Below are 22675 nucleotides of genomic sequence, written 5' to 3'. Positions count from 1 at the left end.
CGCGCAACCGACCCCGGCGAGCCCGCCGCGAAGCCGATCCCGGCAGCGCGGTCGCGGCGCCGACGCGGTCGGCCGCGGCGGGAGCCGGCTCGGTGGCCGCCTGGTGGGAGCGTTCAGGCGGCCACCGGGCCTAGGGTGGGTTCATGCGAGTCGTGGTAGCCGGAGGACATGGGAAGATCGCGCGCCATCTCGGGCGGTTGCTCGCCGAGCGCGGGGACACCGCGGTCGGGTTGATCCGCGATCCGGAGCACGCCGACGACCTGCGCGCGGACGGCGCGGAACCGGTGGTGCTGGACCTGGAATCCGCCGACCCCGCCGGGGTGGCCGAGCACTTGTCCGGTGCCGACGCCGTGGTGTTCGCCGCGGGCGCGGGTCCCGGCAGCGGCGTGGCGCGCAAGGACACCGTGGACCGCGCGGGTTCGGTGCTGCTCGCCGACGCCGCGCAGCGGGCAGGGGTGCGGCGCTTCCTGCAGGTGAGCGCGATCGGCCTGGACGCGCCGAACCCGCCGGACGTGGGCGAGGTGTTCGGCGCGTACCTCGACGCCAAGCGGGCCGCCGAAGTGGACCTGCGCGGCCGGGACCTGGAGTGGACGATCCTGCGCCCCGGCGTCCTCACCGATGACCGGCCGACGGGCCGGGTCGAACTGGCCGAGCAGACCCGCCGGGACGAGATCACCCGCGCCGACGTCGCCGCGGTGCTGGTGGCGCTGCTCGACGAGCCGAAGTCCGCGGGCCGCACCCTCACCTTGATCAACGGGCCGACGCCGGTCGTCGAGGCGGTCGGCGCGGCGGTCGCCTGACGCTCACACGGGCCCGAGGACCCGGTCCAGGTACGGGTTGGCGAACAGGCCGCCGGGGTCGAGTTCCGCCCGCATGGCGCGGAAGTCGTCGAATCGCGGGTAGCGCTCGCGCAGTTCGTCGGCGGTGAGCCGGTGCATCTTGCCCCAGTGCGGCCTGCCGCCGACGGAGTCCACTATGGACGAGAAGGCGTCGAACCAGGCGCGGTGCGGCATCCCGGTGAACTGGTGCACCGCGATGTACGCGGACGCGCGCCGGTGCGCCGTGGACAGCCAGATGTCGTCGGCGGCGGCGACCCGGACCTCCACCGGGAACATCACCGGGTCGGCCAGCCGCTCGGCCGCCGCCCGCAGTTCCGCGAGCACGGCGGGCAGCTCGGCGCGCGGCACCGCGTACTCGGACTCCGCGAACCGCACCCGTCGCCGGGTGACGAACACCCGGTGGCCCAGGTCGCTGTAGTGCCGGGCGGACCAGGTCGCCGCACAGAACCGGTTGAGCGGGCGGACCAGTTCGGGCCGGGCGCGGCCGAGGCGGCACAGCGCGCCGAACGCCCGGTTCTCCATCAGCTCGTACTCGAAGAACTCCCGCAGCGGGCTCAGCGGGCTCGGTTCCTGCCCGGCGGGCAGCCGGTTGTTGCGCTTGACCAGGGTCCGGGTGCTGTGCGGGAACCAGTAGAACTCGAAGTGGTCGTTGCCGTCGGCGAGCTCGTCGAACCGCGCCAGCACGTCGTCGAGCGGTTCCGGCCGTTCGTCGGCGACGAGGTGGAACGCGGGCACGCAGCGCAGGGTCACGCGGGTCAGCACGCCGAGCGCGCCGAGGCTCACGCGGGCCGCGTCGAACAGCTGCTTGTCGTGGGTTTCCGAGCAGCGCCGCGTGGTGCCGTCCGCGAGCAGCAGCTCCAGCTCGGTGACCTGGGTGGCGAGCCCGCCGAGCTCGGCGCCGGTGCCGTGGGTGCCGGTGGAGATCGCGCCTGCCACGGTCTGCCGGTCGATGTCGCCGAGGTTGGGCAGCGCGAGCCCGAGTTCGCCGAGCTCCCGGTTGAGCCGGTGCAGCGGGGTGCCCGCGCGGACCGTGACGCAGGGCGGGTCGACGCGTTCGATGCCGGACCAGTGCGCCAGGTCCAGGGCCAGCGCGCCGTCGGCGGGGGCGCCGACGCCGGTGAACGAGTGCCCGCTGCCGAGCGGTCGCACGGTGCGGCCACCGCGGGCGGCGGCGCGCAGCTGGATGGCGGCCTCGGCCGGGTCGCGAGGGCGCGCGGTGCCCGCGGGGGTGCGGGCGACGGTTCCCGCCCAGTTCGTCCAGCCTGGTCGCGGCATGATCACAGACCTCCTGAGGCGCGTGGCCGGGCCGGGTGCGTCGTCCGGCGGTGGCCGGGCGGTCCGGTTCGGGGCGGTGCCGCAAGAAAGTATGTGAATGAGATTCACATAACAACCCCGCTCCGCCTACCGTGGGTGAGTGCCCCCCACACCCGCGCCCTCCGCAGGAGACCCGTTGCCCGAGCCCGCGGCGTCCGACAGCGCCGAACGCGACCGCCTGGACCGGGCGACCCGCGATCTCGACCCGCCGTTCGCCGTGGTCGACCTCGAAGCGTTCCGCCACAACGCCGCCGACCTGAGCCGCCGCGCCGCGGGCACCCCGATCCGGGTGGCCTCCAAGTCCGTGCGCTGCCGGGAACTGCTCCGCCGCACTTTGGACACGCCGGGCTTCGCCGGGCTGATGGCCTACAGCCTGCCGGAGGCGCTCTGGCTGCACCGCGAAGGCGCGTCCGACGACATCCTCGTCGCCTACCCGACGATCGACCGGCGCGGCCTGCGCGAACTCGCCGCCGACCCGGCCGCTGCCGCCGCCATCACGATCCTGGTCGACTCCGCGGCGCACCTGGACCACATCGACGCCGTCGTCGGCCCGGACCGCGAACCGCTGCGGGTCTGCCTGGAGCTGGACGCGGCCTGGCATCCGGTGCCGGGCGGGCTCGCGCACGTCGGCCCGCGCCGCTCACCCGTGCACACCCCGGCCCAGGCCCGCCGGTTCGCCGAGCGGATCGTGGGCCGCGACGGGTTCCGGCTGGTCGGGATCATGGCCTACGAAGGGCAGATCGCGGGCCTCGGCGACGCCCCGCCCGGCAAGCCGCTGCTGGCCGCGGTGCTGCGCTGGATGCAGCGCCGGTCGGCGGCCGAGCTGGCCGAGCGCCGCGCGGAGGCGGTGGCCGCGGTGCGCGCGGTGGCGCCGCTGGAGTTCGTCAACGGCGGCGGCACCGGCAGCATCGAGAGCACCGGCGCCGACGGCAGCGTCACCGAGATCGCCGCGGGCTCCGGACTCATCGGCCCCACCTTGTTCGACGCGTACCGGGCGTTCCGGCCGCGGCCCGCCGTGCTCTACGCGCTGCCGGTGGTGCGCCGTCCCGGCGGTTCGTTCGCGACGCTGTTCAGCGGCGGCTACATCGCCTCCGGTCCCACCGGGCCCAGCCGAGCGCCGGGCGTGCACCTGCCGCGCGGGCTGCGGTTGACCGCGGCCGAAGGCGCCGGCGAGGTGCAGACCCCGGTGTCCGGCGCTGCCGCGCGCGACCTGCGGCTCGGCGACCGGGTGTGGCTGCGCCACGCCAAGGCGGGCGAGCTCGCCGAGCGGTTCGACCACTACCACCTGGTCGAGGGCGATCAGGTGGTCGCCACGGTGCCGACCTACCGGGGCGAAGCCAAGTCGTTCGGTTGATCCGGCATCCGGTTCGCCAGGTAGCCGCGCACGAGCTCCTTGGTCTCGGCGACGAGTTCGGAGTCGCCCGAGGGATCGCGCCGGAACGCCAGGTTCAGCACCGCGTCGGCGGCTTCCACGGCCACCGACAGCGGCAGCAGCAGGTGCTGCTCGTCCAGCGTGAACCGCTCGCTGAGCAGCGCGATGAGCTTCTCGGCGATCACGGCGTTGTTGTCCTTGCTCTCGTCGAGCAGCCGCAGGTCCACCACGTCGCCGAAGTGCAGCCTGCTGAACGCGGGCACGTCGCGGTGCATGGTGATGTAGACGTCGATCACCGTGTCCACGGCGTCCCACCAGTTCGCGAGGTCGCTGGTGGCGAAGCGTTCGCCGATGACGTCGACGAAGCGGTTCAGGTTGCGCCGGGTGAGTTCCTGCACGACGGCTCGCTTGTCGGGGAAGAACTGGTACAGCGATCCGACGGCGACACCGGCGCGTTCGGCGATCAGGGTGGTGGTGACCCCTTCGTAGCCGAGTTCGTCGATGAGCTGGGCGCAGGATTCCAGCATCTTCTCCACGCGCTGGGTGCTGCGCTGCTGGACCGGCTTGCGGCGGAGGGGGGCGACTTCGGCGGGCAAGGCGACTCCTTGATCACTCGTGCGGGCCGTGCCGGCGGAGCGTCCGGGGCGGTGCTCCGCCGCGGACGGTCCCGAGCTTCCGAGACGGCCTCGCCGCGAGATCATCCCAGGCGGTTGCGTCCGAGATCATCTCAATCATCGAGATCATGTTCGTCGTTCACCGGTTCGCGGACGGCGGAGGAGCCGAGCGGGAACCGGGCTTCCGGCCCGAGTGCCGGGCGTCGTGGGGGATCGGGGTGGTGCCCGACGACGGTACGGCGCACTCGGTCGATCCGCTCCAGTGTGCCGCTCGCGGCGTCGGTGCAGGCAGTGGACTCGCCGGGCCCGGTGTCCACCGAAGGGGTGCCGCTGCGCGGGGCGGTCCCACTCGGTGGAAGGGGTGGCTTGCGCACCCCGATCACCCTCATAGTGTTCCAAGTCACTGCGATCGGGGCGGAGTTACTGCATGTCGTATGCATTCGGTCACGTTGCCGACGCACATAGTCACTATCTAGCGTGAGGCGAATCGATTCGAGCTGTGACGGAAAGGTGATCGTGAGCTACTGCGGCGTCGCGCCTCGTTCTCCCCGCATCCGAACTCCCCGCGACTTCGCGCCGGGACGGGCCGCCGGACGGATTCGGCTCGTGCCGAGCCCCGCCGCCGCCCGTCCCGCCACCGCCAGACCGGCCGCGCACGTCCACCCCGCTCCGCCCGGCAGCCGCGCGGGCCAGGTTCCGGCACCTCGCCCGACCGCCCGGTGACCGCGCGCACGCCGGTCACCCGACCGGCCTCGACCACCTTCGACCAGGTACCACCCGATCCGATGTGGACGGACCGGCCCGCGCAGGACCTGTGGGCCCCGCTGTCGGTTCCGGAGGCGGACCGCTTGCTGCGCGACGGCGGCTACGACCTGCGGGTGCGGTGGCGCTCGGGCGCGTTCCGGCTGGTCGGCGAAGGCGCGGGCAGCGGAGTGCCGCTCGGCGCCGAACCGACCTGGGCCGAGCTCTACCGCCTGCTGGTCCGGCTGCGGCGCAGGCGACGACGCTACGACCCCGGCTGGCTGGCGCGGCTCACCGGCACCCTCGGCGCCGCCGACCCGGCCGGGTCCGGCGCCGCGGCGGGCGAGGACCCGCTGACGCGGACGGTGCTCGACGATCCGCTGCTGCGGATGCACTGCGCCACGCTGGTGCCCGAGTCCGCGCGGCGAGCTCCGGGCGGAGCGGTCGCGCGCGGTACCGGCGCGCTGCCGGCCCCGCCGCACCCGGAACATCCCGGTGGCACCGTCGCGGTGCGCCCGGACGCCCTGCTGGCTCCGGGACCGGACGGCGCGCCCGGTCTGCTGCGGCTGGTCATCGACAACCGCTTCGCGCACCGGGAGCACGAACTCCGGTTCTTCGTGGAGCACTTCGTGCGACCACCGCTGCGGGCGTTCCGGCACGCGTTGGAAGTGCGGCGCACCGCGCTGTTCGCGGCACCGGACGCGCTCGCCTTCGAGCTGTCCACCGAGCTGGAGGCGACCGGCCGCGTCATCACCGCCACCGCCGCACCCGCCCCCGACGAGCACACCGCCCGCGAGGCCGCCCGCACCCTGCTCGCGGTGTTCGCGGACCTCGCCGACGGTTTCCGCCGGATCGGATACTCGCCGCCCCGCGGCGACTCGGTGCGCGCCGCGATCGACCGGGTGCTCGCCGAGGAGCTGCGCCACCTCGACCGGCCCACCGCCCGGCTGCTCGCCCGCACCGAGCTGCGGCCCCACGTCCACCACGTCGACGCCGACCAGCACACGATCCTGCGCCACGTGCTCGACACCGTGCAGGACCGGACCCGGCGCCGCCGTTGGAACCGCGAGCTGCCGCAACCGGCCGTGGTCATCGACCTCGACCTGTGCGGGATCATCCCGCTGCGCCGCACCGTCGAAGCGACCCGCGCGGTATCCGGGCCCCGGGCCGGGGCGCCGAACGGCATTCCGGAGCTCGCCGACCCGGATTCGCTGCCGGTGCTGCCGACCTACGCCGACTCGACCTGGCACACGTTCCTCGAACTCACCGGCCTGCACGAGAAGTACCCGGAGGTGGACTGGCGGGCGGTGCACGCCGAGTTCTTCCGGGCCTTCGCCCGGCCCTGGAACCGGTTGCGCACCGACGAGGTCAACGCCGGGCTCGCCCGGTTCGTGTGGGACGTGCGGGACGCGGGCGGGCAGGTCGTGTTCTGCACCGGCAGGAGGGAACGGGTCCGCGACCACACCGCGGCCGTGCTCGAAGCGGCCGGAGTCCCCGACGCGCCGCTGCTGTGCATGCCCGACGACCGGACCCGGCCCATCCCGGAGCTGAAGGTGGCGCGGCTGCGGGAATTCGGCGAGCTCGACGTGATCGCCGTGTTCGACGACATGCACGCCAACCGGATCGCGCTCACCAAGGAGTACCCGGCCGCGCTGGCGATCGCGGTCGAGGTGCCGGGCCTCGTCGTCGAACGACGCCCGGGGCAGCCGGTGCCGGACCGCGCTCCGGCGATCGCCACCTTCGAGACCGAGCCGCGGCCGCGCAGCGGCGGGTCGGGCCCGGGGCTGCTCTCGCACGCGCATTCGTTGGAGGAACTGCAGATCGGCGCGTTGCGCGCGAACCGATCGGCGCGGCGCTGGGCGGTGCGGCTGAACCGCGACGAGGCGCTGGAGCTCGCGCACACCGTGCTCGCCGACGCGGACCGGGCCGCGGACCGGTTGGCCCGCGCCGCCCGCGACCGGTTCGGGCTCACCGGGCCGGTGCCCGAGTCCGAGCGGCTCGACCGCGTCGTGCACGCCCTGCACCACGTGCTCAGCCGCAAGCAGTTCCTCAAGGGGGCCCGGTCGAACTACCAGGTCGAGCACCTGCGCCGCGACGTCGAGCCGTTCCTGCGCGAGGACCGGCCGATCGACGTGGTGCTGCTCGGCTTCCCCATCAAGCAGTGCTTGAACGGGTTGAAGGCGTCCGGACCGCTGCCGGACCTCGCCGAGTTCGGCGGTGTGGTGCGACTGCGCGAGATGCAGCGCGCTGCGACCGCCGTGCACCCACCGGGCCTGCGGTTCCGCATCCTCACCGATGGCAGGCACTTCCGGCCCCGGCCGCTGTCGATCACCGGGACCTACAGCTCGATCCTGCGCGAGTACGCCGATCTGGCCGGGCTCGGCGAGACCGCGGTCATCGAAGAGGTGGACGCGGTCGCGGCCCGGCGGCTGGACGTGGACCTGCCCGCCGAGCGGGCGGAGCGCGCGGCGCGGCACCGGCGGCTGCTCACCGACGCGTTGCGCGGGCTGGACATCGCCGAGCGACCGCTGCGCACCCTAGCCCGAGTGGATCAGCGGGCGGCGGGGGCCGATCCGGCGGTGGCGCCGTCGGTCGAGATGTTCCGCGAAATGCTGATGTCGGTGGTGTATTCGGTTCCGCTGTCGGTGCCCGCCGGGATCGAGCGGGTCGCGTGGGCGCGGGCGGTGTACGCCGACGTCTACGACCTCGACGGCACGGCGGTGCCGCCGATGCTGCGGCGGTCGAGGGTGGAGGTGCTGCGCCGCGCCTGGCACACCGTGGTGCGCTACCTGGCGACGATGCGGGTGGACGAAGAGCTCGGCTACGAGGAGCTGCTGTTCCCGAACCGGGTGCGGCTCACGGTGAGCGCGGCCCGGCCGGGGCGCTGCGGGTTCACCTACCTCGGCGGGTCCGGGCTGCTGCCGTGGCAGGGCACCGGCGCGCTGGACCGCCGCGGGCAGCTCGGCGCCGACTTCGCGGTCTCGTTGCAGGACAGGGGATTCGTGCCGGTGTACTCGCCGCTGATCGGACCGCGGCAACCGTGGTTCGTGGTGCCCGCCGAGCACACCCGGCTCGGTGCGGGCGGCGGCATGCGGCTGGACCCGGAGTTCGCCGCCACCGCGCGGCTGCGGCGGAAGTGATCGGCCGCCGGGCCTGGTGACAAGAAAGGTCCCGGTGCTCATCCGGGGAAACGAGCACCGGGACCCCTCGTCCACCCCGGCCCCCCTTCGGGGAGAAGGGGACCGAGGTCGTTGGAATCCGCGGACCGATACCGGTCGGGGGAGGGGAGTTCTACAGCACCGGCCCGCGGAAGACTGCGCGCGGCGGCGGTCTCCGGAGCTCGCCGGGACCCGCCGCACGTCCACTGTGGAATTGGAAGTTCGTGGTGGCCGGCGACCACTGCCGTGGTCGGGGGTGCACGGCGACGGTTCGCCGGCCACCGGGGCGGTTCTCGACCCGTCCGGTTCGGGGAGGGAGTGATGCTGACCCGGACGAGAACGAGACCGCCGGTCTACGGCACCGGCGCGGCCGGGCGCAGCTCGTGCGCCGGGCGCTGGTGCCGTGCGGGACGGGGGGCGAGGGCGCCCGCGACCAGGTGCTCGTAAGCCGAGCGCCACACGGAGCACGGTGCGCTCCGCGGTCGCCAACGGGACGAGCACTCGATGCAGTTGCCCTTGTCGTCGGTGTCGTGCGCGGCCAGCAGCGTTCGCCATCCCTCGGTGAGCCGGGGGAGTTCGGAACGCGCCACGGACAGCAGGGACGGGGCGTCCGCGCGGTTCGCCAGCTCGCTCAGCACGTCGAGCCGCTCCCACACCGCGTTGCGCAGCACCTGACCCAATATCTCGTCCACCGCAACCTCACCGTCACTCTCTCGCCTGATCAGCGGCCCGCCGTAATGCGTTGCTCAACTCGCCGACTCCATCGGTCGACAGCACCACGGTGCGGCCGGGCGGTCCGACGAGAACCACCCTGTCCCGGTTGACCAGCACGGTGAGGTAGCGGCGGACGTGCACGACGTCGCGACACAGCACCCGCCACCACCGGCGTCGGTCGGCGGATTCCGGCTTCGGCCCGGCCTGGCCGGGCACCGCCGCTTGCGCGGTGACCTCCACGCCGGTCCGGGATCCGGACTCCTCGATGCCGCCCATGCCGATCGGGTTCCTCTCCGTACTCGGTTGCTACCGATGACTAGATTGGAACGCGTCGATCGCGGGCGGTAGCCGGTAGGCGATGACCGGCTCAACGGCGACGACGAACGGTCGGCGGACTTCACCCCTGCCGATCACCTCTGCCGATACGCACTTCACCGGCTTGTCGAAGTGCCCTTACTCTGCGACCGACGCCCGTGCAGAGTGTGAGGGGGTCTAAATGAACACCATCGGTTCGAACGGCTCGCCCGTTACACGAGACGTCTGGGACGGCCGTGAGATGCGGGACGCGTTGGCGGCGCGGAACGTCAGCGAGATCTACCGGCAACTGCGCCGGATCGGGGTTTCGCAGCGCCAGATCGCGGCATCGACGGGCCAGTCGCAGTCCGAGGTCTCGGAGATCCTGAAGGGCCGCCAGGTCATGGCTTATGACGTGCTGGCCCGAATCGCCGACGGCCTCGGGATACCGAGGGGGTACATGGGCCTCGCCTACGACGGGGCGACGGCAATGAGGGTCGCGAAGACGAACAGCGGCCCCCAGGCTGAGGAGGACGAGTCGGTGAAGCGTCGGAAGTTCCTGTCCCACGCGGCGGCGGTGACCATGGGTGCCGCGGTCTTCGGGGCGGAGGAGAGCACTTGGGTGCCGAGCAACGTGCAGACGCCTGCTCCGATGCGCATCGGCATGACCGACGTGCAGCAGATCCAGGCGGCCACCAAGGCGCTGCGTGACCTGGACTATCGCTACGGCGGCGGCACCTGCCGCGACGCCGTGGTCGCCCAGCTTTCCTGGGCGCAGCAACTGCTCGACGCGAACGCGTCCGATCAGGTCAAGCGAAAGCTCTACGTGTCGTTGGCGGACATGCACAGCCTGGCCGGCTGGACCTCCTTCGACACCGGTCTGCTCGACCCTGCGCGCGGCCACTTCGGCAAGGCGCTGGAGTTCGCCAAGCAGGCCGACGACGACAGCCTCGTGGCCAGCGTGCTGTACCGGATGGGCCGCGTCTACCTGCACTACCAGGAGCCGAACGAGGCGCTGAAGCTGTTCCAGCTGGGGCAGATCGCCGCGCAGGAGTCCGGTTCCTCGTTAACGGTGGCCGTGCTGTGCGCGAACGAGGCCTGGGCCTACGGGATGCTCAACAAGCCCGAACAGGTGCAGAAGATGGTCGGGCGCACCAAGGACGAGTTCGCCAGGGCGAACGTGGCCGAGGCGCCGGACTGGGTGCGGTTCTTCAACGAGAACGACCTGCACGGGATGATCGGCTCGGCGCACGACGCGCTGGCCGTGTTCGACCCGGATCGCTACGCGCCGCTCGCGGTCGCCGAGACGATCAAGTGCAACGAGGCGTACGGCGCGGACATGCAGCGCACCCACGTCTTCGGGCTCAGCTTGCAGGCCACCAACCACATCCGGGCCGGTGACCTGCAGGAGGGCATCAAGGTCGGGCGGTCGGCGCTGCAGATCGGCGAGAAGGTCAAGTCGGCGCGCGTCTCCGACCGCCTCAAGCCGCTGGAGCTGGAGGCCGGGCGGCACCGGATGAACTCCGATGCCCGCGACCTGTCCGAAGAGATCCGCCGCTTCCGCGAGGCGTGAGTCGAGTGCGAGGCGGACAGCGCGGATCGCGGTCCCGGCGGCCGGGTTTCCCCGGTGCGCTGCACCGGCACGACCGGGCAGGACCTCGATGACTTCGCGGACGCGCTCCGCGGAGGGCCGCTACACGCGGCCGAAACTGGCTTTGGCACTGGCCGAGATCTGTGCGGCCGCGGGCTTGGACTCCCGCGGCGCTCGGCTGGTGCGGTTCGTCAACAACGGCGTGTTCCTGCTGCGGGAGCACCCGGTGATCGTCCGGATCGTGCTCGCGCCCTCGTTCTCGTACCGCGCGGTGAACGTGGTGGAGGCCGGGCGGCTGCTGGCGGAGCACGAGGTCCCCGCGGTGCGGCTGCTGCCGGGGGTGCCGCAGCCGGTGCGCACCGGCGGGCACCTGGCGACGTTGTGGCAGGCGGTCCCGGAGGCGGGCCCCGCTCCGGACGGGGCCGATCTGGGCCGGTTGCTGCGGCAGGTGCACGACCTGCCGCTGCCCTCGACGCTGCCCGAGTGGCGGCCGATGCCCGACGTGCGCAGGCGGCTGGCCGACGCGGAGGACCTGGACGCGGCGGACCGGGCGTTCCTGGAGCAGCGCTGCGACGACGTCGAGGGCCGGCTGGAAGCGCTGGACTTCCCGTTGCCGCCGTCGGTGGTGCACGGGGACGCGCACCTGGGGAACCTGATCTCGGGTCCGGACGGTCCGCTGCTGTGCGATCTGGACTCGCTGTGCGTGGGGCAACCGGAGTGGGACCTGACGCCGATGGCGGTGGGGATGCTCCGGCTGGGTGCCCCCGCCGAGCGGTACCACCGGCTCTCGGAGGTCTACGGCTTCGACGTGACGGCGTGGTCCGGCTTCCAGGTGCTGCGCGACCTGCGCGAACTGAAGATCACGGTCAGCGTGCTGCCGATCCTGCGCAGCAATCCCGGAGTGCGCGATCAGCTGCGGAGCCGGTTGCGCTCGATGCGCGAGGGCGACACGGCGGCACGATGGGAGCCGTACAAGTGAGTGGGTTTATGCGTACGATCGGGCGAAGTTCATCGACGTGTAGGGGCCACATCGGTGATTCTTGGTGACGAGCTAGGTCACCAGTAATGCGTAAGTGTGAGTGTCTGCGGCACGGGGGGCCCGGATGGACGTGATTACCAGGAACGCCGCGCGAATGCGGCGCAAGCTCACGTGGCGCGGGCGGAAGGCCGTGCACTCGGCTCGGGTGCTCGACGAGGTGGTGAACACCGAAGTCCGCCTCGTCCCCCAGTTGACGGGGGAGGCCCAGCGGCGCGCGGTCGACCACCTCGCCGAACTGGTGCTGCTGAGCCAGGCCTACCGGCACTACTCCTACGGCTGGATCGGCCGGCGCGAGTTGGAGCGGCGCGGCAAGGGCGCGCTGGGTCGGTTGGAGGCGCTGTCGGCGCCCACCGTCCAGCAGCTCACCGAGCGCGAATGACCGTTCGGCGACAGGCCCCCGTTTTCGCACTGCGGAAAAACGACCGCTGAGTTCGTTCCGGCTGAAGACCGGTCGGGCGCCGTTCGGCGACACCGATCGACTCTAGTTCGCGCCGGTTCCCGGTGTACCGCCGAACGTGCCACGCCGCGCTCGTGCCGACGACGGGGCGGGCCGCCGCGGCAGCGACCCGCCTCCGCCGAGCGGTCAGCTCTTCGGCCTGCCCAACCGCAGGGCCAGCACGAGCCCCAGCCCGACCAGCACGACCGCGCCCGCGATCCACGGCCAGATCGGCATGCCGCCCGCGGAGTCGGACTCGGCCTGGTCCGCGGCAGGCGGCGGCGCCGGAGTGCCGCCGCCCGGTTCGGTCAGCGTGAAGGTGACCTTGCCGGGCACGGGGTGGCCGTCGTTGGACAGCACCCGGTAGCCGACGGTGTAGGTCCCGGCGGGCCCGAGCGGCAGCACCGGCGCGACCACCGAGGTGCCCTCGACCCGCACCTCGCCTTCGGTCCAGTAGGTGCCGTCCGGGCCGACGACGTTGAGCGTGTTGTAGCCCTCGCCCGCGCGCACCGGCTGGTCGAAGGTGAGCCGGACCTCGTTCGGCCCGGTCGCCAGCCGGGCGCCCTCCGCCGGGTCGCTGCCGACCAGGGTGTTGTGCGCCAGCGCCGGTCCGGCCGCGCCGAACAGCGCCGTGAGCGTCAACGCGGTGATCGTGAGCAGTCGCCTCATGCGTTCCCCCTGGTGCCGCGGCGGGCGAGCACCAGCGCGCCCGCTCCGAGTCCGAGTCCGAGCGCCCCGACGGCCAGTCCGGCGCCGCCGAGCACGCGAGCCGTGTCGTCTCCGCCGCCGGCGGCGGGTTCGCCGTGCTCCGCGCCGCCGTGCTCGCCGTCCCCGCCGGCGGAGGTGCCGTGGCCGTGGCCGCCGCCTTCGCTCGCGACCAGGGCCAGCGCCGGGGCCGGGTGCTCCGGTTCGGAGCCGTCGGGCGCCGGTGGCTGGTCCCAGCGCACGACCTCACCGCTGTCGTAGGTCTGCTCGGTGGGTAGCAGCAGTTCGTCGGTGCCGGTCGGGAAGGTGCCGAGGGTCGCCTCGAACTCCTCGAACTGGTCCGGGGCGATGCGGGTGCCGGGGCGCGCGGTCCAGGTGATGCCGGCGACGGCTTCGGTGACCTGGGCGCCCGCGACCTCCACCGGGCGCTCCAGCCGCACCTTCTCCACCTGCGCGGTCCAGCCGGGCAGCGGTTTGGTGCGCACCGAGCTCAGCGGGTGCTCCAGCGGGAGCGAGACGTGCACGCGGACGGTTCCCGCGTCGGGGCGCTCGTTGGGCACCCGGAACGCGATCTTGGCGTGGCCGCCCTGCTCGGCCTGCTCCGGTTCGGCGCTGACGTGCGCGGCGGCGCTGCCCGCGCCGGCGAGGGCGGTGAATCCGAGCACCGCGGTGACCGCGGTGGATCGGAGGGCGGATCGAGATGTCGACATGGAGATCTGTGACTCCTGAAAGGCGTGATCGGTGCGATTCGACACGCGGACAACGAAAAGCGCGAATCGGGCACCGCGGATACGGGGGAGCAACGATCCGGCCGCCAATTCGGTGTCACCCGAGCGGCCGGGGCGACTGCGCCGGAGGGCCCCGCAGTCCGTGGATCCGCCGCTGGATCAGCTGTTCGATCAGGAGCACCGACTCGGCCGGGATGCAGACCGCCGGGCGTGTCGTCACAGGCGGTAGCGGTTCGGGCGTCCTACTAGTAAGAGTCAGTCGTACGGTTGAAACGATTACAAAGAGTGCATCCTCGGCGCGGTGCAGCAGGACCGCTACCAGGAGCCCGGTCAGCACATGACCCAGGGTCATCGCCGTGGGATCCAAGGGCAGCCCCGGTTGCCCGATGGAGCCGTGGTGTGAGCCTGCTAGCTGCAGAAATAAATGAAGGGCCACCTGTCCGGCGCCGACTGCCCCTACAATGCTGCTCAACCCGCGCTTGCGATCGGCGAGCGCGACACCCGCGGCGGACAACAAGGTGGTGATCACGATGGTGGTTCCGAGGTCAGGTGTGGAACCACCGGCTGCCGCATGCGCGGCTACCGATAGTGACGATGAGGTGGCGGTCAAGCCGAGGCCGCGCAGGGCGCGACCAGCGCCTTGCGCAGGAGCGGAACGGATCGCCACGGAAGTCCAGTCTAGGTGTCGGTTCGGCCACGCTGTGCGCAGGTGAGCTTGCCTTGATCCGCCGAATGGGTCACGGTTTATGGGTTGCAGACGGCCGGGAATCACCCCTGCACGAGCAGATAGTGACAGGTGAACAGGTGTTCCGGGCCGTCGTGACGTGAGGTACGGAGAGGAGGGGGCGTCGCGAGTCGGGCGCCGGAACCTGTGTCGACTGAAGCAGATCAACGAGAAGGTGGCTCATCGGGCCACCCAACGGAACTACCGGGTCAACCGGAGTTCATCGGTAAACCGAGGACCGACTGGGTCGTCTTCGGTGTCACCGCCGCCATCATGTTCGTCCTGGTGGCCTGGGGAACGCTGAGCCAGGAGTCATTGCTCAACACCTCCAAGGCCGCGCTGGACTGGCTGGTCACCAACATCGGCTGGGGCTTCGTGCTCGCGGCCACCGGGTTCGTCATCTTCGCGCTGTTCCTGGCGTTCAGCCGCTACGGACGCATCCCGCTGGGCGAGGACGGCGAGAAGCCGGAGTTCAGGACGGTGTCCTGGATCGCGATGATGTTCAGCGCGGGCATGGGCATCGGGCTCATGTTCTACGGCATCAGCGAGCCGCTGTCGCACTTCACTTCGCCGCCGCCGGGAACCGTCGAGGCCGGTACGGACGAGGCAGTGGGCACGGCGATGGCGACTTCGCTGTTCCACTGGACCCTGCACCCGTGGGCGATCTACGCGGTGGTCGGTCTCGCGATCGCCTACAGCAGCTTCCGGCGCGGCCGCAAGCAGCTGATCAGCGCCGTGTTCCTGCCGCTGATCGGCAAGCGCAACGCCGAGGGGCCGATCGGCAAGCTGATCGACATCCTGGCGCTGTTCGCCACGCTGTTCGGCTCCGCCGCCTCGCTCGGTCTGGGCACGCTGCAGATCCAGGCGGGCATGGAGGCCGCGGGCTGGATCGGCAGCACCAGCACCACGCTGCTCGTGGTGATCATCGTCATCCTGACCATCTGCTTCATCGCTTCGGCGGTGTCCGGTGTGTCCAAGGGCATCCAGTGGCTGTCGAACATCAACATGGTGCTCGCCGCGCTGCTGGCGTTCTTCGTGTTCGTGGCCGGCCCGACGGTGCTGATCCTGAACCTGCTGCCGACCTCGCTCGGTTCGTACATGAGCGACTTCGGTGAGATGGCCTCGCGCGCCGGTGCCACCGGCGGTGCGGACATGCACGAGTGGCTGGGTACCTGGACGGTCTTCTACTGGGCGTGGTGGATCTCCTGGACGCCCTTCGTCGGCATGTTCATCGCCCGGATCAGCCGTGGCCGCACGATCCGCCAGTTCATCGGCGGCGTGCTGCTGGTGCCCAGCGTGGTCAGCCTCGTCTGGTTCGCGATCTTCGGCGGTGCCGCGATCAGCACCGCGAAGGTCGACCCCGCCATCGCCGACGGCGGTGCGGAGGCGCAGACCTTCACCGTCCTCGAGCACCTGCCGCTGGCCGTCATCACCTCGGTGCTGGTGATGATCCTGGTCGCGATCTTCTTCGTGTCCGGTGCGGACGCAGCCTCGGTGGTCATGGGCACGCTCTCGCAGCGCGGTTCGATCGAGCCGAGCCGCTGGGTGGTCATCTTCTGGGGTGCCGCCACCGGTGCGGTCGCCGCGATCATGTTGGTGATCGGCGGCGGCGAGGAGGATGCCTTGACGGGCATCCAGAACTTGACGTTCATCGGCGCGCTGCCGTTCGCGATCGTCATGGTGCTGCTGTGCGTGGCCCTCACCAAGGACCTGCGCAGCGACCAGATGACGTTGCGCGACGAAAAGGGTGCCGAGGTCCTCGAGCAGGCCGTCATCGCCGGTACCGAGGAGCACGACGGCGAATTCCAGCTCGTCACGACTCCCGCTGAGGAAACCGACGACGACGCTGAGGGCAAGGACAAGGCGACGCCGGGAGCGACCACTTCGTGAGTTTCCTGGATTACGTCGCTTCCAGGTGGCAGCAGTTGCTGGTGGACTCCTACCAGCACGCCAGCATGGTGCTGCAGTGCATCGTGCTGGCGACCATCGTCGGCGTCCTGGTCGGGGTTGCGGTCTACCGCAGCCCCGCCGGGGCGGCGGTGGCCACCGCTTTGTCCAGCGCAGTGCTGACGGTTCCTTCGTTCGCGCTGTTCGGCCTGCTCATCCCCCTGCTGGGGCTGGGCGTGGCGCCGTCGGTGGTGACGCTGGTGCTGTACGCGCTGCTGCCGATCATCCGCAACACCATCGTTGGGTTGTCTACAGTCGACCAGCCGATCTTGGATGCCGCCCGCGGCATCGGCATGAACCGGTTCCGGGTGCTGACCAAGATCGAACTGGCGCTGGCGTGGCCCGGCATCCTCGCAGGCATGCGGGTGAGCACCCAGATGCTGATGGGCATCGCGGCCATCGCGGCCTACGCCAAGGGACCCGGCCTCGGGAACCTGATCTTCAGCGGCCTGTCCGGGCTGGGCAGCGCGAACGCGCTGAACATGGCGCTGGCGGGCACGCTCGGCGTGATCGTGCTGGCGCTGCTGCTGGACGCGGTGTTCGTGCTGGTCGGGCGCCTGACGACTTCGAGAGGTATTCGTGGCTGAGAACAACAAGCCCGACACCGCCGACCGCGCGGGCGGACACGGTGTCGAAATTCGCCTGGAGGAGGTCTCCAAGCGGTACCCGGGCCAGAAGCTGGCCGCGGTCGAATCGGTCACGATGACCATTCCCGCCGGTGAGACGGTCGTGCTCGTCGGGCCTTCGGGCAGCGGCAAGACCACCACCATGCGCATGATCAACCGGTTGATCGAGCCCACCTCGGGCCGGATCACCATCGGTGGCCAGGACGTCCTTGGCCTCGACCCGGACAAGTTGCGCCGCGAGATCGGCTACTCGATCCAGCAGGCCGGGCTGTTCCCCCACATGACGGTGGGCGAGAACGTGGGCATGGTGCCCGGCCTGGTCGGCTGGACCAAGCAGCGGACCGTGGAACGCGTCGAGGAGATGCTCGACCTCGTCGGCCTGGACCCCGCCGAGTACCGGGGCCGCTACCCGCGGCAGCTCTCCGGTGGTCAGCAGCAGCGCGTCGGCGTCGCCCGCGCGCTGGCCGCGGACCCGCCGGTGCTGCTGATGGACGAGCCGTTCGGCGCGGTGGACCCGATCACCCGCGGCGTGCTGCAGGACGAGCTGATGCGCCTGCAGGCCGACCTGGGCAAGACGATCGTGTTCGTCACGCACGACTTCGACGAGGCCGTCAAGCTCGGCGACCGCATCGCGGTGCTCGGGCAGCGCTCCGAGATCCTGCAGTACGACACGCCCGAGGCGATCCTCGCCAACCCGGCCGACGACACCGTGGCCGGATTCGTCGGCGCCGGTGCCGCGCTCAAGCAGCTCACGCTGCGCCGGGTGCGGGAGATCGAACTCGGCCAGGTGCCGACCGCCGGTGTGGACGAGCAGCCGAGCGCGCTGCAGGAACGGCTCGGGACCCGGCGCGGTGCGATCGGCCTGGTGCTGGACGGCCGCAAGCGGCCGTTGCGCTGGACGACCGCTCGCGAGGCCGGCGCGGTCTCCTCGCTGGCCCGCGCGGGTCGTGCGGTGGAGGACAGCGTCTCGCCCGCCTCGACGCTGCAGGACGCGCTGGAAGCGATCCTCACCGACGACGACGGCGTCGCCGTGGTCACCGGGTCCCGCGGCGAGTACATCGGCGTCGTCGACATCGACACCGTGATGACGACGATCAAGGACCTGCGCGAGGAGCACGCCGACGACCACGCGGACGAGCCCTCGGCCGCGGGGGACCCGTCATGAGCGGTTCCTACTCCGCGGATTCGGGGTCCCGCACGGCGGAACGGCTGCGGCTGTTCGCGCAGCCCCTGGTCGCGCTGGTGCTGGTCGTGGTGGTGCTCGCGGTCGCGTTCAGCCGCGGCGACGACGTCGTCGTCAGCCGCAACGTCAACGCCTCGACCCTGCTCACGCTCACCTGGCAGCACCTGCTGATGAGCGTGGCGGTGGCGGTGATCGTGGTGCTGGTCGCGGTGCCGCTGGGCATGCTGCTGAGCCGGTCCTGGGCGCGGCGGGTCAGCCCGCTGATCATCGGTCTGGCCAACATGGGCCAGGCGGCGCCGTCGGTGGGTCTGCTGGTGCTGTTCTTCCTGCTCACCAACGGCACCACCGGCTTCTGGATCGCGACGCTGCCGATCGCGGTGTACGCGCTGCTGCCGGTGCTGCGCAACACGCTGGTGGGTCTGCAGCAGGTGGACCGGTCGCTGATCGACGCGGGACGCGGCATCGGCATGTCCGGGTTCTCCGTGCTCACGCGCATCGAACTGCCGTTGGCGGTGCCGTTCATCCTGGCCGGGCTGCGGACCGCGCTGGTGCTGGCGGTCGGGACCGCCACGCTGGCCTGGTTCGTCGGCGCCGGCGGGCTCGGCGAGCTCATCGACACCGGCTACAAGCTGAGCAACTGGACCGTGCTGTCCGTCGGCGCGGTGCTGGCCATGGCCCTGGCGCTGCTCGTCGACTGGTGCGGCGGGCTGGCGGAGCGCTACCTGTCACCGAAGGGGCTGCGATGAAGCGAGGAACACAGCTGTCCCGCCGGGGCGCGTTGAAGCTCTTCTCGGCCGCCGCGGCCGGTGCCGCGCTCACCGGCTGCGGGCTCAGTTCGGGCTCCTCGGTGCCGCTGCGGGTCGGGCCCGGTTCGATCAAGCCGGTGCCGGAGCTGGAGGGCGTGCCGTTCACGGTCGGCTCCAAGGACTTCACCGAGCAGATCGTGCTGGCCTACATCGCGGAGTTCGCGATGTCCGCCGCCGGTGCCGACGTGCGGGACCTCAGCAACATCACGGGTTCCGCCAGCGCCCGCAACGCGCTGGTCAGCAAGCAGATCGACCTGTTGTGGGAGTACACCGGCTCGTCCTGGATCAGCTACAACGGCAAGACCGATCCGATCCCGGACGCGCGGGCCCAGTACGACGCCGTGCGCAAGCTCGACATCGAGGCCAACGGCGTCACCTGGTTCGCGTTGTCGCTCAAGGCGGACAACACCTACGCGTTCGCGCTGAACCAGGAGAACGCGGCCCGGCTGGGAGTGGAGAAGCTCTCGGACCTCAAGCGGGTGGCCCAGCAGAACCCGCAGGAGCTGAGCTTCTGCGTGGAGAGCGAGTTCGCCAGCCGCAACGACGGGCTGCCGGGCGTGGCGGAGGCCTACGGGTTCCAGGTGGACCAGAGCAAGGTGGAGACGCTGAGCACCGGTCCCATCTACTCGGCCACGGCCACCGGCAAGGCGTGCAACCTCGGCGAGGTGTTCACCACCGACGGCCGGATCCAGTCGCTGGACCTGAAGGTGCTGGAGGACGACAAGCAGTTCTTCCCGCGCTACAACCTGGCGATGACGACGCGGGTGGAGATGCTGGAGCGGTACCCGCAGCTGGAGTCCGTGTTCGCGCCGATCTCGGCGAAGCTGGACAACCAGCAGCTGCTGGACCTCAACGCCGGTGTCGACGTGGACGGGCGCGACCCGGCCGACGTCGCCCGGGCCTGGATGGTCGAGCACGGTTTCGTGACGGCGCCCGACGCCGCTTGATCCGACGTGAACGGGCCGGTCACCTGCGTGGTGACCGGCCCGTTCTCGTGCGTCGGTGCTACTGCTGCTCGGTGCTCGGGATGCCGAGGCGGTGCAGCAGGTCGTCCTCGATGCGGTCGAGTTCGCCGACGACGGCGCGGTGCGCGGCGCGGCGGCGCGGCGTCGGCATGCGTTCGGCCGCTCGCACCGCGCTGCCCAGCTGGCCGAGCCTGCCCTCGGCCTCGTCGGCGAACTTCTCGACGAGCGAGGTCTCGGCGGCGGTGCGGCCCGCGGTGCGGGTCCGCAGTTCGCGCAGCGCCTCGGCGTCCCCGGCGATGCGGGCGTGCAGCGCGGCACCGCGCCCGGTGAACCGCCCCAGGTCGTCCATGGCCACTCCGAGCCGCCGCGCGCGGGCCCGGTCGTAACCGTCCCGCGCGGCGGTGAACGCCTGCCACGCGTAGGGCGCCAGCGCCGGGCCGAGGATCTTGGCCACGCCGACGGCCTTGCGGGCGTCGCCGGGCGTGAACCTGCCGTGCTCACCCTTCTTGCGGGCCTTCTCGTCGCGCTTGGCGGCCTTCTCGGCGGACTTCGCCTCCTGCTTGGCGGTCTTGGTGGTCGCCTTGGCCTCCTGCTTGACCGCCTTGGTCCCCTCCTTGGCGGTCTTGGTCTGCTCGTGGGCGGCCTTGGCCTCCAGCTTCGCCACCTTCTTGACCTGCTTCGCGGCCGAACGCACGTCGTCGCCGGAGTCGTCGGTCCGGGCGTTGAGCGGTTCGGTGCTCAGGATCTCCGTGGTCAGTGCTGCGGTGGCCGGTTCGCCGGTGCCTCGCGTCATCGCCGCCTCCTGCTGTCGCGGCACGGTTCGCGCCGTGCCTGCGGCCGTCGCCGATCCGGTCCCGGATGCCGCGGCCAGGGCGTTCACCTCGCTCGGGGATCACTGTAAGGAGTTCGCGCGGCCGGTGCCGGTTGACCGAGCGAGGGAGTGATCGACCGGTCGTGCACGGTGCGTAGCCGTCGGTTGTCCTCCGTCACCGGGGTGATGGGCGCGATCGTCAGGGGTACGGCCTACGCTGCGGGACGTGGAGAACGAGGTGCTGCTGGACGCGGGCGTAGTGACGCGCTGTCGCAGGAGGGTGCATCTCGAGAACGATCCGCAATCCCGTGACCTGCCGAAAGCCCCGATGGATCCGGGCATCGAGCAGCGCGTCGCCGACGCCGCCGACCACCGCCGCGCGATCGCCGACCGGCTCGGCGAGCTGCTGGGCGAATCGTGGGCGCGCATCCCGCGCGAGGCGAGCCTGCGCCGGCGCGAGCGGGAGACGCTGGAGGCGATGCGGGACGGCGTGCGGTTCATCTCCGGCGCGCAGCTGCCCGCGAACCCCGAGGCGGGCCGGTTCGGCGGCATCGACCTGCTGGTGCGCAACGGCTCCGGTTACACGCCGGTGCTGGTGGTGCGGCACAAGACGACCGACCCCGGCAGCGGGGCGCGCACTTCGCCGCTGGAGAGCCCGCTGCCGGAGTCGGCGAAGCGCAACGGGCGGCGCAAGGTCCGGGCCCAGCCGCGGGACCAGCTGCGGCTGGCGCACCTGGTGCGGCTGCTCGAAGCGTGCGGGATGGCGGCGCCGGGCACGCCCGTCGGCGGGGTCATCGGCGTCGAGGGCGACCTGGTCGTCTGGCACGACCTGCTGGCGCCGAACTGGCCGGGCGGGCGCACCGCGCTCGCCGAGTACGACGCGCGGTTCGCCGACCGGGTGGCCGTGGCGACCGCCGCCGCCACCGGCGCCGAACCGCTCGCGCAGCCGTCCCGGGTCACCGAGTGCAAGGGCTGCCCGTGGTGGCCGACGTGCTCGGCGGAGCTGCGGGACGCGCGCGACGTGAGCCTGGTGGTGCGCGGTGAGGACGCGGCGGTGCTGCGGGCCGCGCAGGTGCGCACCGTCGACGACCTGGCCGCGATGACACCGGAGCAGGGCCGGGCGACCTCGCTGGGCGCGGCCCGCGCCGACGAGGCGGTGCTGCTGGCGAAGGCGTGGCTGCGCGACCTCCCGCTGGTGCGCCGCGTGCGGGAGCTGCGGGTGCCGCGCGCCGACGTCGAGATCGACGTGGACATGGAGAGCTACGCCGACTCCGGCGCCTACATGTGGGGCTGCTGGCTGTCCGGAGCGGACGTCGACGAGGAGCAGGGCTACCGCGCCTTCGTCACCTGGGATCCGCTGCCCTCCGACGACGAGGCGCGGTCGTTCGCCGAGTTCTGGTGCTGGTTCGTCGCGGTCCGGGAGCGCGCGCACGCGCGCGGGCTCACGTTCCGCGCCTACTGCTACAACGAGCTCGCGGAGAACCGCTGGATGCTCTCGTCGGCGGAGCGCTTCGCCGGCAAGCCCGGCATCCCCGAGGTGTCCGAGGTGCGCCGGTTCATCGGCTCCGACGAGTGGGTCGACCTGTTCGCGGCGGTCCGCGACCAGTTCCTGTGCCCGCACGGCAAGGGGCTGAAGGTGATCGCCCCCAGCGCCGGGTTCGCCTGGCGGGACCCGGAGGCCAGCGGCGAGAACTCGATGCGCTGGTACCGCGACGCGGTAGGCCTGGACGGCCAGGAGCAGGAACCGTCCCAGCGCAGCCGGCTCCTCCAGTACAACGAGGACGACGTCCGAGCCACCTGGACCATCCGCCGCTGGATGACCTCCCCCGAAGCCCAATCCATCCCGTTCACCGAAGACCTCTGACACACCCCACCAGCGGGCCAAAGGCCCCGCAGCGGGCGGCGTAGCCGTGCCTTGCGGCCGAAGGCCGTGCCTGTATGTGCGAAGCACATAGCCCACGTCGAGAAGTCTTCACCGGCGGGTTCTCAGTCGGTCTCTCGCGAGGACGGCTTTTTCCCTCGTGGCGGAGCCACTTGGGAAAAAGATCCCGCAGCGAGAGACCGACTG

The 22675-nt window shown here is 71.6% G+C and carries 20 protein-coding genes; 12 read left to right on the top strand and 8 right to left on the bottom strand.

Annotation, left to right across the window (positions count from 1 at the left end):
* Positions 1–143 precede the first annotated feature (143 nt).
* Entirely contained in the window at positions 144–800 is a 657-nt protein-coding gene (locus ACWD38_RS12555) for an SDR family oxidoreductase (protein WP_184483948.1), read from the top strand.
* Between the two features lie 3 nt (positions 801–803).
* Here ACWD38_RS12555 and ACWD38_RS12550 read toward each other — a convergent pair whose 3' ends face one another.
* Positions 804–2114 (bottom strand): D-arabinono-1,4-lactone oxidase, encoded by a 1311-nt coding sequence (locus tag ACWD38_RS12550; protein ID WP_184483946.1) that lies wholly within the window; start codon positions 2112–2114, stop codon positions 804–806.
* A gap of 175 nt (positions 2115–2289) precedes the next feature.
* Between ACWD38_RS12550 and ACWD38_RS12545 the strand changes: the two genes are divergently transcribed.
* Positions 2290–3507 (top strand): amino acid deaminase/aldolase, encoded by a 1218-nt coding sequence (locus ACWD38_RS12545; RefSeq protein ID WP_184483945.1) that lies wholly within the window; start codon positions 2290–2292, stop codon positions 3505–3507.
* Here the strand turns inward: ACWD38_RS12545 and ACWD38_RS12540 are convergent.
* Positions 3477–4052 carry a TetR family transcriptional regulator gene (locus tag ACWD38_RS12540; RefSeq protein ID WP_184485971.1) on the bottom strand — a complete coding sequence of 192 codons (576 nt, stop codon included), beginning with the start codon at positions 4050–4052 and terminating at the stop codon, positions 3477–3479. The two genes, ACWD38_RS12545 and ACWD38_RS12540, sit on opposite strands and share 31 nt — an antisense overlap.
* Before the next feature lie 806 nt (positions 4053–4858).
* Between ACWD38_RS12540 and ACWD38_RS12535 the strand changes: the two genes are divergently transcribed.
* On the top strand, positions 4859–8020 hold the full coding sequence (locus ACWD38_RS12535; protein WP_343071635.1) for an L-tyrosine/L-tryptophan isonitrile synthase family protein: 3162 nt from the start codon (positions 4859–4861) through the stop codon (positions 8018–8020).
* 371 nt (positions 8021–8391) lie between these two features.
* Here the strand turns inward: ACWD38_RS12535 and ACWD38_RS12530 are convergent, their stop codons facing one another.
* Positions 8392–8730 carry a hypothetical protein gene (locus ACWD38_RS12530; protein WP_184483943.1) on the bottom strand — a complete coding sequence of 113 codons (339 nt, stop codon included), beginning with the start codon at positions 8728–8730 and terminating at the stop codon, positions 8392–8394.
* Positions 8731–8743: 13 nt separating this feature from the next.
* Entirely contained in the window at positions 8744–9028 is a 285-nt protein-coding gene (locus ACWD38_RS12525; RefSeq protein ID WP_221317022.1) for a hypothetical protein, read from the bottom strand.
* A 220-nt stretch (positions 9029–9248) separates the two neighbouring features.
* Between ACWD38_RS12525 and ACWD38_RS12520 the strand changes: the two genes are divergently transcribed.
* From ACWD38_RS12520 to ACWD38_RS12510, 3 genes are all read left to right on the top strand, one after another.
* Positions 9249–10619, top strand: a complete 1371-nt coding sequence (locus tag ACWD38_RS12520; RefSeq protein WP_184483941.1) for a helix-turn-helix domain-containing protein — start codon at positions 9249–9251, stop codon at positions 10617–10619.
* Between the two features lie 88 nt (positions 10620–10707).
* Positions 10708–11616, top strand: coding sequence for a phosphotransferase family protein (locus ACWD38_RS12515; protein WP_184483939.1), 909 nt, complete (start codon positions 10708–10710; stop codon positions 11614–11616).
* Positions 11617–11770: 154 nt separating this feature from the next.
* Entirely contained in the window at positions 11771–12055 is a 285-nt protein-coding gene (locus ACWD38_RS12510) for a hypothetical protein (RefSeq protein WP_184483937.1), read from the top strand.
* A gap of 204 nt (positions 12056–12259) precedes the next feature.
* Here ACWD38_RS12510 and ACWD38_RS12505 read toward each other — a convergent pair whose 3' ends face one another.
* The 3 genes from ACWD38_RS12505 to ACWD38_RS12495 form a co-directional block, all read right to left on the bottom strand.
* Entirely contained in the window at positions 12260–12781 is a 522-nt protein-coding gene (locus ACWD38_RS12505) for a copper resistance CopC family protein (protein WP_450124090.1), read from the bottom strand.
* A complete protein-coding gene (locus tag ACWD38_RS12500) occupies positions 12778–13527 on the bottom strand; it encodes a YcnI family copper-binding membrane protein (RefSeq protein WP_184483933.1) in 750 nt (249 codons plus the stop codon). The genes ACWD38_RS12505 and ACWD38_RS12500 overlap by 4 nt, the downstream gene beginning before the upstream one ends.
* 115 nt (positions 13528–13642) lie before the next feature.
* The gene (locus ACWD38_RS12495; protein WP_184483931.1) at positions 13643–14212 is read right to left on the bottom strand and encodes a hypothetical protein; all 570 of its coding nucleotides are present in this window, start codon (positions 14210–14212) and stop codon (positions 13643–13645) included.
* A gap of 279 nt (positions 14213–14491) precedes the next feature.
* Here ACWD38_RS12495 and ACWD38_RS12490 point away from each other — a divergent pair, with 279 nt between their 5' ends.
* The 5 genes from ACWD38_RS12490 to ACWD38_RS12470 are packed head-to-tail and all read left to right on the top strand — an operon-like array spanning position 14492 to position 19778.
* Positions 14492–16159: a BCCT family transporter gene (locus ACWD38_RS12490; protein ID WP_425503620.1), complete on the top strand. Its 1668-nt coding sequence runs from the start codon at positions 14492–14494 to the stop codon at positions 16157–16159.
* Positions 16156–16803 (top strand): ABC transporter permease subunit, encoded by a 648-nt coding sequence (locus tag ACWD38_RS12485; RefSeq protein WP_184483927.1) that lies wholly within the window; start codon positions 16156–16158, stop codon positions 16801–16803. The genes ACWD38_RS12490 and ACWD38_RS12485 overlap by 4 nt, the downstream gene beginning before the upstream one ends.
* Positions 16796–18007 (top strand): ATP-binding cassette domain-containing protein, encoded by a 1212-nt coding sequence (locus ACWD38_RS12480; RefSeq protein WP_184483925.1) that lies wholly within the window; start codon positions 16796–16798, stop codon positions 18005–18007. The genes ACWD38_RS12485 and ACWD38_RS12480 overlap by 8 nt, the downstream gene beginning before the upstream one ends.
* Complete coding sequence (locus ACWD38_RS12475; RefSeq protein WP_184483923.1) at positions 18004–18771, top strand: ABC transporter permease; 768 nt, start codon at positions 18004–18006, stop codon at positions 18769–18771. Before ACWD38_RS12480 ends, ACWD38_RS12475 begins: the two co-directional genes overlap by 4 nt.
* Positions 18768–19778 (top strand): glycine betaine ABC transporter substrate-binding protein, encoded by a 1011-nt coding sequence (locus tag ACWD38_RS12470; RefSeq protein ID WP_450124089.1) that lies wholly within the window; start codon positions 18768–18770, stop codon positions 19776–19778. The genes ACWD38_RS12475 and ACWD38_RS12470 overlap by 4 nt, the downstream gene beginning before the upstream one ends.
* A 58-nt stretch (positions 19779–19836) precedes the next feature.
* Here the strand turns inward: ACWD38_RS12470 and ACWD38_RS12465 are convergent, their stop codons facing one another.
* Entirely contained in the window at positions 19837–20589 is a 753-nt protein-coding gene (locus ACWD38_RS12465; RefSeq protein WP_221315960.1) for a DUF6474 family protein, read from the bottom strand.
* Positions 20590–20833: 244 nt separating this feature from the next.
* Here ACWD38_RS12465 and ACWD38_RS12460 point away from each other — a divergent pair, with 244 nt between their 5' ends.
* The gene (locus tag ACWD38_RS12460; RefSeq protein WP_450124088.1) at positions 20834–22471 is read left to right on the top strand and encodes a TM0106 family RecB-like putative nuclease; all 1638 of its coding nucleotides are present in this window, start codon (positions 20834–20836) and stop codon (positions 22469–22471) included.
* Positions 22472–22675 lie beyond the last annotated feature (204 nt).

Source organism: Saccharopolyspora sp. NPDC002578, from assembly GCF_053592695.1.
Note: the sequence above shows the minus strand (reverse complement) of the source record. Positions and strands in the feature narration are given on the sequence as shown.